Origin of the sequence: Halonotius aquaticus (assembly GCF_003605575.1) — an archaeon.
Classification (GTDB): Archaea; Halobacteriota; Halobacteria; order Halobacteriales; family Haloferacaceae; genus Halonotius; species Halonotius aquaticus.
Genome location: NZ_QKNY01000008.1, coordinates 1 through 14,854, shown reverse-complemented (window position 1 = coordinate 14,854; position 14,854 = coordinate 1). Strand labels below are relative to the sequence as shown.

Sequence of the window (14,854 nt, the reverse complement as noted above, 5' to 3'; positions counted from 1 at the left end):
GACGGTTACACAGGCAGTTCAGCATCACCTGCGACGCCTGCTGCACTTATTGTCACATCAAGCTCGACAGTCTCGTAGGGGATGAAGGGGGCTTTTGACTGCCCATCCTGCCGAAATTTGACGATCCCGGTGTCGGCTAACAGCTCGATATCCTCGTGGACGATCGAATAGCTGCGGTCGACACGCTCGGCTAACTCGGTGATGCTTGCTGCTGGGGCCGCCATCAGTGACTGAATGAGTTCCAACCGACGATCGGTAAGCAGCCGGCGGATTCCCTCAGCGGTTTCGAAGGAAACGACCGCCGCCTCGGCGGCAGCCGGATCGTCGGCGACAGCCTCCAGTGCAGCATCGAACGCCGCCGCGCCGGACTGAATCGTAAGACGGAGCGTTTCCGGATACTGTGTCGATTCGGGGGCGGGCGTTGTGTGGGTATCATTGCTCATTGAGCTGGGAGACCTCCGTTCGGAACCGGGCAAGGTGAGATTCGAGATCGGTAAACTCGATCCCAGTTACCTCGCCGTTGTGGTGTCGGTGGTGTGGGCCAACGGTGCTGTCGTGGGCGTTGTCGTACCGCAAGATCGCTGTTTCATCATCTGGGTCGTAGTACTGAAACCGGTAGGCGTAGCCGCCCGGGGCCGTCGAATCCTCGACGACGAACAGTTCGACCCGAGTGCCGGCAACAGTATCAACCTCGAAGTTGCGCTCGATGACGACATCACCGTCAGCCATGCGAGTCTACACGATACGCTATCACCTGATACAGTATAGAAGTGTCGCCGTCAACAGTTACCGGTGATTGGCTATGAGACCGATACCATAGCAACCGCGGAGACAACGGGGAATTACTGGAGTAGAATCATGTCGTTATCGTAGGATCCGACTACAGGAGCCACAGAGGTTCTCCTCTTTCACGTCGACCTCGCGGACGGTCGGCGAGAAGCTCATCACACACTTCGAGTTATCGCAGTGCTCCAGCCCGAGGGTGTGGCCGATCTCGTGGACAACTTCCTTTCGGACGCGATCCGCAAATACCTCGTCTTCCGGCTTGGTCGTGATCCCTCCATCAGAGGACGTCCGGAGGCGGTGCGTTGAGATCACCGAGCCGTTGCCGTTGAGATACGCAAGCCCGAAGACGTAGTTTCGGCGACGGTAGTAGAGGTCGTTGGAGGTAATGCCGATATTCGTATCACCGGTGCCGACACGGCTGACGAGTTCGATGAAGTCTTCGGCCCGGTATTGGTTCCGGGATTGATCGAACGCGCCGTCGGGGATCGACTGGCTGTCGTGGACGGTCACGTCACAGTCGTAGACCGACCGCAGGACAGCCGACGACTCGCGCTTGACGTGGGCGGGGACGTCCCCAATCGGCACGATGTCGGCATGCATGACACAGCATACGACAAGCCGGTTCTTAAATTTCACGCCCCAACCACCTCGGCGTCGTGCGATTGTCTGACGCCGGTCGACGGTTCCGTGGCGACGCCCGACCCGTGTTTTGACGCGGGCGTCTCGGTACGCTTTTTGTATCGGCCGGCGACCGTCGGGACAATGAGTGAGCTTGCTGTCGTGTTGGATATCGACGGCGTCTTAGTCGATGTCGCCGACTCCTACCGCCGGGCAGTCATCGAATCAGTGCGTCGCGTGTACGACGAAACACTTGATCGCGCAGCGATCCAACCGTTCAAAGACGCCGGCGGCTTCAACAACGACTGGCTGGTCACTGACGCGATTGCACTCTACGTCCTCGCCCGACGGCAGGGCTTCGAGCAGGATGTCCCGACGTTTGCCGACCGCATCGCCGACGCCGGCGGCGGCCTCGAAGCGACGAAGACGGTGCTTAAATCCGAGTTGTCGACGGACAACTACGAGAGGGTGACCGACGCGTGGGAGCCAGATCGGCTCCGTACCGTGTTTCAGGCACTGTATCTTGGGAGCGATCTCTTTGCGGAACTGGAAGGCGAGAAACCACCGTTCGACGCGGACGGATACATCCACGACGAGCCTGTCCTCGTCGACGACGACACCCTGACCGCGCTGACCGACCGCTACGCTGTCGGTGTCGTCACCGGTCGACCGGCGGCAGAGGCATCGATTGCACTCGACCGTGTTGGCCTCTCAGTCGCCGACGAGCACCGCTTTACGATGGATAACTGGAAACAGGGCAAACCGCATCCCTACGCCCTATTGACGCTCGCCGACCGGTTCGACGCCGAGCAAGTTGTCTTCGTCGGCGACACGCTCGATGACGTACGAACTGCGGGCAACGCAGCCGCCGAAGACGACCGCCGTGAGTATCAGGGCGTCGGCGTCCTTACCGGCGGGTTGGCCGGCGACGAGGGCCAAGCGGCCTTTGAGGACGCTGGCGCGGCCGCGGTGCTCGATTCGGTCAACGACCTTCCCGCGTATCTACAGCGTCTGGACTAACTACCGGGGCGGCCCGCCGGTCACGTAACGCTTACCCCCAAACAGCCCTCACGAAAACCATGCGAATCGCACTCCTTGGCGGCACTGGTGAGATCGGCGAAGGGTTGGCACTCAGATGGAGCCACGACACCGACCACGATGTCGTCATCGGCTCCCGCGACCCCGAGAAGGCACGCGAAGCAGCCGATGATTACGAGACCGAACTCGCTGACCGCGGCGTCGACGCCAAGATCACTGGCTTCGAAAACGCGATGGCCGCCGACCGTGCCGACGTGGTCGTCGTCGCCGTCCCGCCGTACCATGTCGCCGAGACGATCGAGGCCGTCGCCGACTCACTGGCCGAGGACAATATCATTATCTCGCCGGCAACAGGCATGCAGCGTGACGAGGACGGCTTCCACTATCATCCACCCGACGCCGGTAGCGTGACCGCCATCGCCGCCGCCGCGGCTCCCGACGAGATTCCGGTCGTCGGCGCGTTCCACAACCTCGCTGCCGGGCGATTAGCGGATCTCGATGCTGACCTGGGGATCGACACGCTCGTTGTCGCCGACGACGCCAACGCGAAAGCGACCGTCAGTGGGCTCGCAGAGGATATAAACGGGCTTCGTGCGCTTGACGCCGGTGGGCTCGCCAACGCCGCTGAAATCGAGTCGGTGACGCCGCTGTTGATCAACGTCGCCATGCACAACGACGGCCTGCATGATCTGGGCGTCCGCTTCGAGTGAGCTATTGAGCGTCGATTCGGCTGCTTAGGGCTCACGCTCTTCTGCGTCGCGTGCCGCTCGCTCCGAGTCGGGCAGTTTGATCGCTCGAAGCGAGGTGGCTTCCGGGTCGTCGATGGTAGTTTTTGCGTCGCTGTCGGCTGAATCGGCTGTTGCTGGTTCGACCTCAGTGTCGACATTGTTGGCGAGCCATCGCCGCAGCTTCCTGAATACCCGCATCGATACGTGGTGTGAGTACGCACGTCGGTCGGCAAAAGCCGGTCGGAAACGACGGATATAGACCAGCGTCAGCCGAGAGCTAACCTGTGAACGCAGACGCCACAAGCCGACCGGGAGTCGCCACGCGCGCTGCAACCGCCGGGGCGGAGCTGGCGCTTGAATCGTTCCGAACCGATATCGCCACCGAGACCAAGGCAAGCGATATCGACGTGGTGACGCAGGCCGACCGCGACGCCCAAGCCCGGGTGATCGAGGTCATCGAATCCGAGTACCCCGACGAACCGATTGTCGGCGAGGAAGATGACGCCCTAAAGACGGTGCCCGATTCGGGGCCGGCCTGGATCGTCGATCCGATCGACGGCACCACCAACTTCGTCAACAACATCCGCGTGTGGGGCACCGCCGTCGCCGCCGTCGAAGACGGCGAACCGGTCGGCGCGGCGGTCGTGCTACCCGCACTCGACGACAGCTACACCGCCGACCGAGAGGCGGCCTATCTGAACGGCACCGCCATCAGCGTCAGCGAAACGAGCGAGCCGGAGTTGGCGACCGTCTCGCCGCTGATGTTGTGGGACGTTGACAACCGCAAACAGTACGCGGCGGCGACACGCGAACTCGTGACGCGATATGCTGATCTCCGGCGGTTCGGCTCCGCGCAGGCAACGCTCTCGCTGATCGCCGCAGGGTCGCTGGACGGTGGGTTCACAAATCTTGTCTCGTATCCCTGGGACAGCGTTGCCGGCGTCCATCTCATCCGGCAGGCCGGCGGCACGGTCACCGACCGCCACGGCGACCGGTGGCGACACGATTCCGAAGGGCTGGTCGTCTCAAACGGTGCGGTTCACGACTCGCTGTTGGCCGCAACCCGCGGGATCGACAACACGGTGTAGGGCATCGCGGTTGGTCGGCTGCGCTGCCCAGCCACGAGAGACCGGAACCCTCAATTCGGTCTCGGCCGGACACGCTCGTATGGCCGGCTTCTCCGCACGTCTTGATGCCGACCCCGAACAGTTGTGGCTCGGTGTTGTCGGCACACTGACCACCGTCCTCGTTGTCGGCACAGTGCTTGCCCGCAGGTTGGTTTACGACCGCTTCATCTGGCAGTATTTCTGGGGGCCGGTCGCCGCCGACGGCAACGGCGCGCAGTGTGCGGTGATCCGCGATGGCGACGTGTCGTATCTCTTCTCGACTACCGAGTGTACGTCCGCCGAGGCAGCGGGCGAGATCGTCGCCTACCCGGGCTACACACTTGTCTCGGAGGTTGGCTATGTGCTCGTTTTGCTGCTCGCACTCGTCGGCGTCTATCTGCTCCTTCGCCGCCTTGGGATCGGCGACAGCCGGTCGCTGTTCTACGCGCTGTTTCCGTTCATGCTGTTCGGCGGCGCGCTCCGCACAATCGAGGACGCGGGGATCGCTGCCCTCGCCGCGGGAAGCGAGCCGCTGATCGCCTTCCCGGTGAGCGCGCTCATCATCAGCCCGTTCATCTACGTGACAGTGTTCGCGATGACGCTTGGGGCCGTCGGCGTCGGCGTCGCGCTTGAGAACCGCGGCGTCGTCGACGCCTACGAGTATCCGGTCGCCGCCATCGGCACGCTGCTGGTTGCGTCGAGTGTCGGCTATCTCACGTATCTCGCGGTGACAACAACGTACGTCAGCCTACGGCCACAGGTGCTTGCGGTGGTGGCCGTCGGCGCGACGCTTTCGGCGGCGGCAACGTGGCTGCTCATCGAACGGGTCGCGCCGGCCATCAACGCCGGCACCGGCCTCATGGGTTTGGTGTTGCTGTGGGGCCATTCGGTCGACGGTGTCGCCAACGTCGTCGGCCTCGATTGGATGCCGGCGCTCGGGGCAGGGCCGAATCTCGTCCCGAAACACCCGGTGAACGCGGCTGTCGTCGATATTACCGGAGCGGTGCTGCCGCCGTCTGTGCTGGCGGTCACCGGCGACACCTGGCCGTTTCTGCTGCTCAAACTGGCGGCAGCAACGTTCGTCATCTGGGTGTTTGAACCCGACCTGCTTGAGGAGTCACCACGATACTCGATCCTGCTGCTGATTGCCGTGTTAGCTGTCGGGCTCGGCCCCGGGACGCGGGATGTGTTGCGGGCGACCTTTGGGGTATGAGAACGGAGCCCGGTTACTCGATCGCATCCCGTAACTGTTGTTCGTAGTCAGCGAAGGCGTCGTCCGTCCGGGAGCGTGGCCGAGCAAGGTCGATGTCGACGACCTCGTGTACTGACCCCGGTGACCCAGTCAGCACGACCACGCGGTCGGCCAGCGTGACGGCTTCGTCGACATCGTGTGTCACAAACAGGACAGTCTTGTTTGTCGCCGACCAGATGTCGAGCAGTTCCTCGTGGAGCCGCTGTTTGGTCTGGGCGTCGACGCTGCCGAATGGTTCGTCCATCAGCAGGATCTCGGGGTCGACGGCCAGCGCGCGGGCGATCCCGACGCGCTGCTTCATCCCCCCAGAGAGCTCTTTGGGGTAGCTATCCTCAAACCCGTCGAGCCCGACGAGGTCGATCATCTCGCGGGCCCGCTGCAGGCGAGCCTGTTTGTCGAGGCCACGTTCTTCGAGTCCGAAGGTGACGTTTTTGAGCACGGTGCGCCACGGGAACAACCCGTATTCCTGAAACACCATCCCGCGGTCGGTGCCGGGGCCATCGATCGGTTCGCCGTCAAGCCAGACGGTGCCCTCAGTTGCGGATTCGAGGCCGGCAATAATGCGGAACAACGTGGTTTTCCCCGCCCCCGACGCACCGATGATACAGACAAACTCGCCTTCCTCGACCGCGAAATTCACGTCGCGTAATGCGTCGACCGGCCCCGATTCCGAGCGGAATCGCTTATCTATCCCGTCGACGACGATCTTCCCGTCGGTCGGCTGTTGGCTCATTCGCGCCATACGAGCACCCTCGATTCAACGCGTTGGAAGATCCCGTCGCTGATCAGGAAGACGATGCTGATAACGAACATGTAGGCCACACTCACGTCGAGTGCGAGGTTCTGTGCGGCGTTGATGATCTGGAAGCCAACGCCGGGTGCGCCGAACAGTTCGGCGGCAACGACGATCATCCACGACTGGCCGATACTGGTGCGGATCCCGGTCATGATCTCCGGGCTCGCCTTCGGCACAACCACCTTGCGGATCATCGTGAGGTCGTCGTCGACGCCGAGGGAGGCGGCGACCTCCTTCGTGCTCTGAGGGACGGCCTTGACCCCGGCGTAGGCGTTGTAGAAGTTGATCCAGAAGGCCCCGATGCCGACGATAAACGCCGCGCCGCGATGGTTGACACCGAGCCAGACGATCGCAAAGGCGATCCACGCCAGCGGCGGAATCGGGCGTAACACGCGCTGGACGGGTGTGATTGCGTCGTCAAGCAGTTCGCTCCAGCCGAGGGCGATCCCAAAAGCGATCCCGGCCGCGCCGCCGACGAACAGTCCCGGAATGTAGTGATAGAGGCTGTCAGAGAGATTGACCAGCATTCTGGTCAGGCCGATTTCGATATCGAGCAGCGGGACGGTAAAGACGGCCGGCGCGGTCAACTCGACGACGAAGGCTTGGGCGACCTCAAGCGGCGTCGGCAGCAGGTAGGTCGGCACCGGCATCGCGGCGACCTGCCACACTACCAGAAAGATCGCCGAGCCGACGGCTCCGCGAAGGAGTCGTTGCCGTCGGCCGGAGGCGATCAGTTCTTCGTCGGCCACCAATCCGCTTTCTGAGTCGGTGCTTGTGTCGATGCTCATCCGATCACGCGACGTTGTCGTAGTGGCTGAACTCAAAGAGCTGGTCGTTGGTCAACTCCTGTTCTGTTCGCTCAAGCCGATTGGCCCAGTCGGCGAAGATCGGCGTCCCGTCTTCGATCTGGTGGGGATCAGAGATGAAGTTCGAGGCCCGGGAGTCAAGCGCGGCGCGGGCGTCCTCGACGGGGAGTGCTTCCGATCCAACGACGTTGCTCGTCGCTTGGGCGGCTCCATCGGGATTCTCCGCGACGAACTCCGTCGCCCGGATGTGTTGTTCGACGAACGCTTCGGCGATCTCGGGCGCGCCGTCGTAGACCCGTTCGTGCATAAGCGTGATCGCACCGGGCTGACCACCAGGGAAGAAGTTCCCGCTCCAGTCGAGATCAGTGTAGCCGGCGTTGCGCCGTTTGGCGATCGTCGGCACCGGCTCGATCATGCTCGTGCCATCGATCTGCCCCGAAAGTAGTGCCTGCCGAACCGGGCCTGCACCGCCCAGCGAGGTAACATCGACGTCGCTGCCGGGTTCCAGTCCTAACTCCTCGATCAGCCAGTATCGCAGTGTGATGTCGGGAACCGACCCCGGTGGGTAGGTGCCGAATTCGAAGCGTTCGCCGGTTTCCTCCTCGAAAGCCGCGAAGGCATCGGCACCGGATTCCTCGTAGTCCGCGGCAAACTCGTTGGTTCCCATAATCAACATCGGATCAACGATATTTGCGTTCGTGATCTTCGCGGGGATCCCCCGATCGATGACGATCATCGCCGGGATGATTCCGAACAGCATCACGTCATACTCGCCGGTTGCGGAGGCTTGGACGATACTCGGCCCATCGGAGAAGAGTTCGGTCTCAACCTCGACCGGGAGTTCCTCAAAGTAGCCCTCCTCCAACATAATATGGGACTGGATGTCGGGATAGATCGGCATATGTGCGACGCGCAATGTGTCGATGCTACCGCCATTTCCACCGCCTGCACAGCCGGCCAGCCCTGCTGCACCGGCTGTCGCCAGCCCGCTCAGGTATGTCCGCCGGGAAACGGGTGTATGGTCGTCTGTCATTACTACATATCGGCTATCAGAGTGGTTTAACCGTCGGATAGGTCGGATACCTGCCGATACCGAATACCCGTTGATATCGAAAAGCCCGATCCGAGCCGTTTGACGCAGGTGTTTGCTTCCGTTTGCTCCAGCAGATTATGTCAGATATAGCCGCAAATATTGCTGTCAGTTGCCCGCCCCCGGCGAACTACTCAGCCCCGATACCACTGGACACACTGTTCGAACCATGACAGACGACCGAGTAGCGTGTAGCTCAATCCAAGCGTGAGTCCCCAAAGGAGGTGAGCGAGCAGGCCGATCGGCGTGAGATTCGGAAGCGTCGCCGGCTGACCGAGGATCGATAGCCATGCCGGCATCACGAACCCGGCAGCAACAAACCACAGCACTGTACCCCACCCAAGCCCGAACAGCGATGCCCGTCGCCGTGGGGACAGCGATGTGCCGCGGTCAGTGTACTGATAGCCGGTCGCAAATAGGAGCGCGAAGATCACGCTGTGAAAGAGGTGTGTCAGCCACCCGATCCCGGGACTGTTGACGCTGTAGAGCGCGCCGATCACCGGCAGCGAGTCCGCGGCGAGTTGCAGGAATGATCCCATCACCACGCCGGCAACGACCCCGGCTGTCGTTGCGCGACCGACCGCGAACATGCTAATCCCGGTCGTCTCTGTCATCGATCCCGACAATGGCTCCCGGGGAAGCCGAACCGTGATCCGGTGTGGCACTTCGCTCCCCGCACCGCCCGCGGTCATAATCTGCCCGCCGTACCGCTCGACTAACAGGCTGACCGCCTGTAAGCCAAAGCCGGCACCTGGATCGTCATACTCCGGAAACTCCCCCATCGTCAACAACTCACGTTGGGCCGGCGGAAGCCCGGGGCCGTAGTCGACAACGCTGATCGCAACCGACTGCGGTGTTGATTCGATCACAACGCGGACAGCGTCGTCGCCGTACCGGATCGCGTTCTCGACTAATTCGGTGACAACGATGTCGAGACGGTCGTCGGCGGCGACGGTCAACTCGTCTGGCACTGACTCGACGCGAATCTCCCGATCCGGGTAGCGCTCACGAAGCTCATCGATAGCCGTCGAAAGCGTCCCCGCAAGCGGCACCGGTGTGATCTCGCTGTCCTCGTTGGGGCTGGCGATTCGGCCGACCTCAGTGATCGTCTGTTTGATCGTGCCGGCAGCGTTGTCGATCGCCGAAACCGACTCCGGTCGGTCTGGCGTCTCGGCCAGCAGACCGGCATGGCCCTCGATGATTGCAGCGGCGTTGAGCACATCATGGCGCAACAGCCGATTAACAAACGCCGCGCGGTTGGCCGTCCGCCGGATCTCCTGTCGCTTTTGGGTGTTGGCAGCCGACCGATCCCCCATGAAAACGCCGACAACAGCACCGCCCAACAAGAGGTTACCCACGAGGAGTTGTGAATCGAGCAGCGTTGTCATCATCCCCTCGCGGAGGATCGCACTGAGCTGTGTCGCCACCAACAGCGCGACCAAGGCGACGATCCCGAGGCCACACCAAACCGTGACTGTTCGCACGTAGGTCGTCGAGAACCGCCCGACAGCGAGGACCACACCGAAGACCGTCAATCCAAGGCCGACCAACAGCGGCGGCAGACTCGCCAGCAGAAACGGCAACGGCATCCCAGCTCCGATCGTCTCAGCGACAAAGAGTCGTGTGATAAGAAACCCCACCGCAGCGATCCCGAACCCGCCGTACCGCTTCCAACGCGTCGACGGTGTGGCCATTGTGGGATCAGTGTCAACGAAGCCATTAGGTCGTTGGGGGGTTCTGAGTTGCTGGCGCACAGCCGACACTGATGGGGGCTTTTATCAGTCGTTTATGTACCACTTTTATATTGGTTCGTGTTCTACCAGTCGCACGTACTACTGACATATGGTCGATCCGACAGAAACTATCGAAATCCAAAACGTCGTTGCCTCGACAGGGATCGGTCAGGAGCTCGATCTCGAAGCACTTGCGACCGACATCCCGGGGGCGGACTTCAACCCTGACAACTTCCCTGGGTTGGTCTACCGCACCCAAGATCCGAAAGCCGCTGCGTTGATCTTCCGGTCGGGAAAGATCGTCTGTACCGGCGCGGCCAGCACCGACGAGGTTCACGGCGCGCTCGATATCGTCTTCGAGAAGCTTCGTGGCCTCGGCATCCCGGTCGGTGATGATCCGGAAATCACCGTCCAAAACATCGTCTCCAGTGCGGATCTCGGCGATAGCCTCAATCTCAACGCCCTCGCCATCGGGTTGGGACTTGAGGACGTCGAGTACGAACCCGAGCAGTTCCCCGGGCTCGTCTATCGGATGGACGATCCTGAGGTTGTCATCCTGTTGTTCGGCAGCGGGAAGATCGTCATCACCGGCGGCAAAAAACCCGAAGACGCAACGGCGGGCGTCGAAAACATGACCGAGCGGATCGCCGAACTCGGGCTGTCGGGCTGATTACGGCGAGGGCGTTGTCGTCGCCGGTTCGGTGCACTGCTCGGCTTCCCACCTCCGTCGGTCGGCGATCGCCGCAGCGACGCGGTCGGTCGGCAGGTAGAGATTCGTCCGGTCATCCTTTCGTTGTTTGCTGAGATACCCCTGCTCGACGAGAGAATTGAGGTTTGGATACAGCTGCCCGGGGTTGATTGTCGTCTCGCGGTAGGCTTCGAGTTCGGCTTTGATCCCGAGGCCGTAGGGCTCGTCCATCCCGTCGATGACAAACAACAGATCGCGTTGGAACGCGCTCAACTCCTTCATCGGGACTCAGTGGTGAGCAGCAACGCCGTGTCGACGGCGCGGTAGCATTTCATCTCACACCCCTTTTCGGAGTAGACGTTGTCGCAGACACGGACAAGCTCGGCGTCAACGAGCTTTTGGAGGTGGTAGCTCGCATTCTGCACCGAGGTGTCGACGCGGTCGGCGATCTCCGAGGCTGTCAACGGCTCGTCGCGGACGCTCAGCAGGATCTCACGGGCGGTTTCGGAGTGAATCGCCGCCAGCACGTTCCCGAAGGCGTCATCGTCGAACTCGATGACACGCGTCTCATCGGTCGGCGTCGGCGTTGGCTCAGGGCGCGTCGAGAGGGCGTGCATCAGCGGGCACCTCCACGACGGACGCGGTCGATACAGTCAGGCTGTTGAAGCGGGTGACACATGGGGGACGCTACTGGAACCAACTCGGTGGCGGTATATAAATCGCCCACGCGGGTTTCACAGACAGAAACGCACCGGTGAGAGACTGTGTTGACTGGGAGACGCCAGCGCGTCAGTTGGTGGTCGCCGGCGTCAGTCGGTGACGGTGACACCCCGAGTCGTCGAACGAGTACGTTTATGCACGCTTCGGCACAACGGATATGCAATGGTGCGTGACCCGTCACAACGGGACGATGCTCCTACCACTGAGGAGGTTCTCAACGCACTCGGCGACGAACCTACCAGAGCGATTATCACCGAACTCTCAGAACCAATGACGGCAAACGAACTCTCGGATGCGTGTGATATTCCGCTGTCAACGATGTACCGCAAACTCGACCGCCTGACCGACGCCAACCTGCTGACCGAATCGACGGAGATCCGCCGCAGCGGCCAGCATGCGACGCTGTATGCTCGTGGCTTCAGCCAGATTACCGTGTCTGTCGACGACGACGAGCAGCTGGTTGTCGCCGTTGAGCGACCGGCCGACGAACAGACCGCCGACCGGCGGCTCGAAGAGCTCTGGACGCGAATGCGGGAGGAGACCTAATGCATCTTGAAACGATCATCATTGGCGTGATGGCTTCGATCCTCGTGTTGGGGAGTGCAATCACCTACTTTGCGTTCAAGGCCTACCGACGAACGGGTGATCCCTCACTGCGTGGGCTGATGATCGGCTTCGGGTTTGTCACCCTTGGCGCGCTGTTTGGTGGGATCGCCCACCAACTGCTTGAGGTTGGCCTTGACGTTGGAGTCGTCATCAATGCCGTTTTGACCGCAGTCGGGTTTTCGATCATCACCTACTCACTGTTTCTCGAATAACGCAATCAGGCCCGCTGTTGGAATCGATTCGATGATCCGATGATTCAAACGATCGGATCGACGACACCCGGTATGGATACCTCCACCGACACCGAACCCATCGAAGCAACCCTCGGCGACCGCCTCACCGCCCGCGAAGAGACGGTGGCGGTTGCTGAATCGCTGACTGGCGGGTTACTCTGTTCGCGACTCACCGATATTCCCGGCGCTAGTGCGTATGTTGATCGCGCCGTCGTCACCTACTCAAACCGGTCAAAACAGACCGCACTCGGCGTTTCTCGGGAGGCACTCGACGCCCACGGCGCGGTCAGCGAGCCCGTTGCCGCCGAGATGGCCCAAGGGATGCGAGATACTGCCGAAACAACGTGGGCGATCTCGACGACCGGGATTGCCGGCCCAACCGGTGGCACGGATGAGAAACCGGTCGGCCTCGTCTACATCGGCGTTGCCTACGCCGCTCCGTGGGGCACCGACGAGTCGTTCGTGCGGGTGACTCGCCATGTCTTCGATGGTGACCGCACAGCGGTGAAATCGACGACCGCGACCGAGGCACTCACCGCGCTGGCGAGAGCGATCGATGATGTCGCCGAAGCGTAGATCTGCTTAGTTGGTCGAGACGATCTCGACCACGTCGCGGTGGGTGAGGTCGTGATCCGCGCCAACCTGTCGCTCAGTTCGGCAGTCGATCCCGTGGAGGAGCCCGTCGCCGATATCGGAGTGCAGGAAATACGCGAAGTCCTCGGTCGTCGCTTCCTCAGGGAGGATGAAACAATCTCGGAACACACCATCTGTGTCGTCGCTCCCGTTGGCACTGCCCGGGAAGACGGCGATACAGCCCAGCACATCGAACAGCGCGGTTTCGATCGCCTGTTGGACGCCGGTGCCGCCGTAGTCGGCGATAAACTCCCGGATCTGTTCGAGGCCGGCTTTCTGGTCGGCGGATGGATCACCGATGATCTCGAAGTCGTCGTCGCCCGGTGTGTAGTCGACGACACCGTTGTCGTCGGCGGTTTTTAGCGCACCTTCGGCGTGGGCACTTGTTGGCACAAACGTGAGGTGGTCGTAGTCGGGGTCGTCAGTGATCTCGTCCCAGTTGGCCTGGGCCTCGGGGGTGTCCATCTTGTTGGCCGCAATCAACATGGGTTTGGTTCGCTTTCTGATCTCGCGGGCGAGGGCATCGCGGTCGTCGGCGTCCCACGTGTCGGTGTCGAGTTCGAGACCAAGCGAGAGGATGATCTGTTTGATCTCATCCTTGTTGGTTTTGAACGCGCTCATCTGTTCGGCGAGGTCGACCTCGATCTTCGCATCCGCGCCCTCGTATGTCGTTTCGTGGCTCTCGATGCCCTTTTCGAGAATATCGAGATACCACATGTCGAGTTCAGTTTCGAGGAAATCGATGTCCTCGCGTGGGTCGTGGCCCTCGGTGGGTTCGCCCTTGCTGTCGGTCGTTCCTGAGAAGTCGACAATGTGGATCAGGACATCGGTCTCGTTGAGATCAGTCAGAAACTGATTGCCAAGCCCGTTGCCCTCGTGGGCTCCAGGGATCAGCCCGGCAACGTCGACGAGTTTTGTTGGCACGAAGCGGGTGCCATCCCGGCAGACGCCAAGATTTGGGCTACAGGTCTCATCGAACTCTGGGGCCGCACACTCGACGCGGACGTAGGCCTCGCCGACGCTGGGATCGATTGTCGTGAAGGGGTAGGCCCCTTCCGGCACATCGTTCATCGTCGCCGCATTGAAGAAACTGGATTTACCGACCGATGGCTTGCCAACCAAGCCGATGCGATAACTCATTGTCCGTGGTGGTCGACCGACGGGCAAAAACCGTTCTACCCGTCGGCGCGTCGCCGGCTGGTAGCGTATGACAGGACCAACCCACAGCGGTTTTGCTATCGCTTGCCGAACGGAAACCCATGGATGATGCTGAGAGTGACGACACGGCGGGACAACCCGACGCTGACACGGCTACCGCTGACGACGGCGATCGGTTTGTCGTTGGCGTACAGGTCACCGATGACCAACTCAAGTTTGTTGTCCACGTGCCAAGTGAGATCGATTCAGGGTGGCGCGATCCCGAGGCGTTTCAACAGTTGGTCGCAGACGTGACATGGGAACACCTCGATCAGGAAGCCACCCTGCAAACGATCGCCGCCACCGACGAGCCCGGCGAGACGGTCACGCTTGGCCATGTGACGCTGCAACCGGACGGAACCGTTGTCGACGCCGAGTTGACAGCACCAACGGCTGAAAAATAGCCTCGATCACCGGTAGAATCATATGTGTGTGAAATAATACCATACTGTGACAGCAACCTTTGAACTCTTCGTCGACAGCGCGGATCAGTGGCGATGGCGGCTTGTCCACACAAACGGCAACATCATCGCCGACAGTGGAGAGGGGTATGCTAGCCGCCAGAAATGCAAGCAAGGACTCGAAAGCGTCAAAGAAAATGCTGCCGACGCCGACGTTGTTGACGCCGAATAAGTCGACAGCGATGACCACGTTCTCAACGGCGTCTGTCAATACGATCTGACAAACTGGTATCAAATGGAATGGAGCGACAGCGATCGCTGCCGTTCCTGCCATTTCCGTTTCGTGTGAGTGGAATCGCGAGGGCTGCCGCTAACCGGTCGAAACGTGTCGACGAGTCATCGAAGCGACTCGCCATGATGAAT

21 protein-coding genes are annotated in these 14,854 nt (G+C 61.3%); 10 read left to right on the top strand and 11 right to left on the bottom strand.

Annotated elements, in window-relative coordinates:
- Positions 1 to 5: 5 nt before the first annotated feature.
- The 3 genes from DM826_RS05940 to DM826_RS05930 form a co-directional block, all read right to left on the bottom strand.
- The gene (locus DM826_RS05940; RefSeq protein ID WP_120102483.1) at positions 6 to 443 is read right to left on the bottom strand and encodes an HVO_A0114 family putative DNA-binding protein; all 438 of its coding nucleotides are present in this window, start codon (positions 441 to 443) and stop codon (positions 6 to 8) included.
- Complete coding sequence (locus DM826_RS05935) at positions 433 to 729, bottom strand: toxin-antitoxin system TumE family protein (protein WP_120102482.1); 297 nt, start codon at positions 727 to 729, stop codon at positions 433 to 435. The genes DM826_RS05940 and DM826_RS05935 overlap by 11 nt, the downstream gene beginning before the upstream one ends.
- A 135-nt stretch (positions 730 to 864) precedes the next feature.
- Entirely contained in the window at positions 865 to 1,386 is a 522-nt protein-coding gene (locus DM826_RS05930) for an archaemetzincin family Zn-dependent metalloprotease (protein WP_120102481.1), read from the bottom strand.
- Between the two features lie 162 nt (positions 1,387 to 1,548).
- Here DM826_RS05930 and DM826_RS05925 point away from each other — a divergent pair, with 162 nt between their 5' ends.
- Both DM826_RS05925 and npdG read left to right on the top strand, forming a co-directional pair.
- Positions 1,549 to 2,424, top strand: a complete 876-nt coding sequence (locus tag DM826_RS05925) for a TIGR01548 family HAD-type hydrolase (protein WP_120102480.1) — start codon at positions 1,549 to 1,551, stop codon at positions 2,422 to 2,424.
- 59 nt (positions 2,425 to 2,483) lie between these two features.
- Positions 2,484 to 3,152 carry an NADPH-dependent F420 reductase gene (gene npdG, locus DM826_RS05920; RefSeq protein WP_120102479.1) on the top strand — a complete coding sequence of 223 codons (669 nt, stop codon included), beginning with the start codon at positions 2,484 to 2,486 and terminating at the stop codon, positions 3,150 to 3,152.
- 24 nt (positions 3,153 to 3,176) lie between these two features.
- Here npdG and DM826_RS05915 read toward each other — a convergent pair whose 3' ends face one another.
- Positions 3,177 to 3,368, bottom strand: coding sequence for a hypothetical protein (locus DM826_RS05915; protein ID WP_120102478.1), 192 nt, complete (start codon positions 3,366 to 3,368; stop codon positions 3,177 to 3,179).
- An 86-nt stretch (positions 3,369 to 3,454) separates the two neighbouring features.
- Here DM826_RS05915 and DM826_RS05910 point away from each other — a divergent pair, with 86 nt between their 5' ends.
- The gene (locus DM826_RS05910; RefSeq protein WP_120102477.1) at positions 3,455 to 4,258 is read left to right on the top strand and encodes an inositol monophosphatase family protein; all 804 of its coding nucleotides are present in this window, start codon (positions 3,455 to 3,457) and stop codon (positions 4,256 to 4,258) included.
- Positions 4,259 to 4,337: 79 nt separating this feature from the next.
- Positions 4,338 to 5,489, top strand: coding sequence for a DUF63 family protein (locus DM826_RS05905; protein WP_120102476.1), 1,152 nt, complete (start codon positions 4,338 to 4,340; stop codon positions 5,487 to 5,489).
- A 13-nt stretch (positions 5,490 to 5,502) separates the two neighbouring features.
- Here the strand turns inward: DM826_RS05905 and DM826_RS05900 are convergent, their stop codons facing one another.
- The 4 genes from DM826_RS05900 to DM826_RS05885 all read right to left on the bottom strand — a co-directional run bounded on the left by DM826_RS05900 (position 5,503) and on the right by DM826_RS05885 (position 9,914).
- Positions 5,503 to 6,261 carry an ABC transporter ATP-binding protein gene (locus DM826_RS05900; RefSeq protein ID WP_394338542.1) on the bottom strand — a complete coding sequence of 253 codons (759 nt, stop codon included), beginning with the start codon at positions 6,259 to 6,261 and terminating at the stop codon, positions 5,503 to 5,505.
- A complete protein-coding gene (locus tag DM826_RS05895) occupies positions 6,258 to 7,112 on the bottom strand; it encodes an ABC transporter permease (protein ID WP_120102474.1) in 855 nt (284 codons plus the stop codon). The genes DM826_RS05900 and DM826_RS05895 overlap by 4 nt, the downstream gene beginning before the upstream one ends.
- A 4-nt stretch (positions 7,113 to 7,116) precedes the next feature.
- A complete protein-coding gene (locus DM826_RS05890) occupies positions 7,117 to 8,163 on the bottom strand; it encodes an ABC transporter substrate-binding protein (RefSeq protein ID WP_120102473.1) in 1,047 nt (348 codons plus the stop codon).
- Positions 8,164 to 8,354: 191 nt separating this feature from the next.
- A complete protein-coding gene (locus DM826_RS05885; RefSeq protein WP_120102472.1) occupies positions 8,355 to 9,914 on the bottom strand; it encodes a sensor histidine kinase in 1,560 nt (519 codons plus the stop codon).
- 148 nt (positions 9,915 to 10,062) lie between these two features.
- Between DM826_RS05885 and DM826_RS05880 the strand changes: the two genes are divergently transcribed.
- Positions 10,063 to 10,623 (top strand): TATA-box-binding protein, encoded by a 561-nt coding sequence (locus DM826_RS05880; RefSeq protein ID WP_120102471.1) that lies wholly within the window; start codon positions 10,063 to 10,065, stop codon positions 10,621 to 10,623.
- On the opposite strand, the gene DM826_RS05875 is transcribed toward DM826_RS05880, so the two are convergent.
- Together DM826_RS05875 and DM826_RS05870 are read right to left on the bottom strand one after the other, a co-directional pair.
- Positions 10,624 to 10,923 carry a PadR family transcriptional regulator gene (locus DM826_RS05875; RefSeq protein WP_120102470.1) on the bottom strand — a complete coding sequence of 100 codons (300 nt, stop codon included), beginning with the start codon at positions 10,921 to 10,923 and terminating at the stop codon, positions 10,624 to 10,626.
- On the bottom strand, positions 10,920 to 11,258 hold the full coding sequence (locus DM826_RS05870) for an ArsR/SmtB family transcription factor (protein ID WP_120102469.1): 339 nt from the start codon (positions 11,256 to 11,258) through the stop codon (positions 10,920 to 10,922). The genes DM826_RS05875 and DM826_RS05870 overlap by 4 nt, the downstream gene beginning before the upstream one ends.
- 265 nt (positions 11,259 to 11,523) lie before the next feature.
- Between DM826_RS05870 and DM826_RS05865 the strand changes: the two genes are divergently transcribed.
- The 3 genes from DM826_RS05865 (at position 11,524) to DM826_RS05855 (ending at position 12,776) form a co-directional block, all read left to right on the top strand.
- Entirely contained in the window at positions 11,524 to 11,907 is a 384-nt protein-coding gene (locus tag DM826_RS05865; RefSeq protein ID WP_120102468.1) for a winged helix-turn-helix domain-containing protein, read from the top strand.
- Complete coding sequence (locus tag DM826_RS05860; protein ID WP_120102467.1) at positions 11,907 to 12,179, top strand: DUF7521 family protein; 273 nt, start codon at positions 11,907 to 11,909, stop codon at positions 12,177 to 12,179. Before DM826_RS05865 ends, DM826_RS05860 begins: the two co-directional genes overlap by 1 nt.
- A 72-nt stretch (positions 12,180 to 12,251) precedes the next feature.
- Positions 12,252 to 12,776: a CinA family protein gene (locus tag DM826_RS05855; protein WP_120102544.1), complete on the top strand. Its 525-nt coding sequence runs from the start codon at positions 12,252 to 12,254 to the stop codon at positions 12,774 to 12,776.
- A 6-nt stretch (positions 12,777 to 12,782) separates the two neighbouring features.
- Here DM826_RS05855 and DM826_RS05850 read toward each other — a convergent pair whose 3' ends face one another.
- Positions 12,783 to 13,973 (bottom strand): redox-regulated ATPase YchF, encoded by a 1,191-nt coding sequence (locus DM826_RS05850; RefSeq protein WP_120102466.1) that lies wholly within the window; start codon positions 13,971 to 13,973, stop codon positions 12,783 to 12,785.
- A 119-nt stretch (positions 13,974 to 14,092) separates the two neighbouring features.
- Here DM826_RS05850 and DM826_RS05845 point away from each other — a divergent pair, with 119 nt between their 5' ends.
- Positions 14,093 to 14,434 carry a hypothetical protein gene (locus DM826_RS05845; protein ID WP_120102465.1) on the top strand — a complete coding sequence of 114 codons (342 nt, stop codon included), beginning with the start codon at positions 14,093 to 14,095 and terminating at the stop codon, positions 14,432 to 14,434.
- A gap of 46 nt (positions 14,435 to 14,480) precedes the next feature.
- Positions 14,481 to 14,663 (top strand): HVO_2922 family protein, encoded by a 183-nt coding sequence (locus tag DM826_RS05840; protein ID WP_120102464.1) that lies wholly within the window; start codon positions 14,481 to 14,483, stop codon positions 14,661 to 14,663.
- The last annotated feature ends 191 nt before the right edge of the window (positions 14,664 to 14,854 follow it).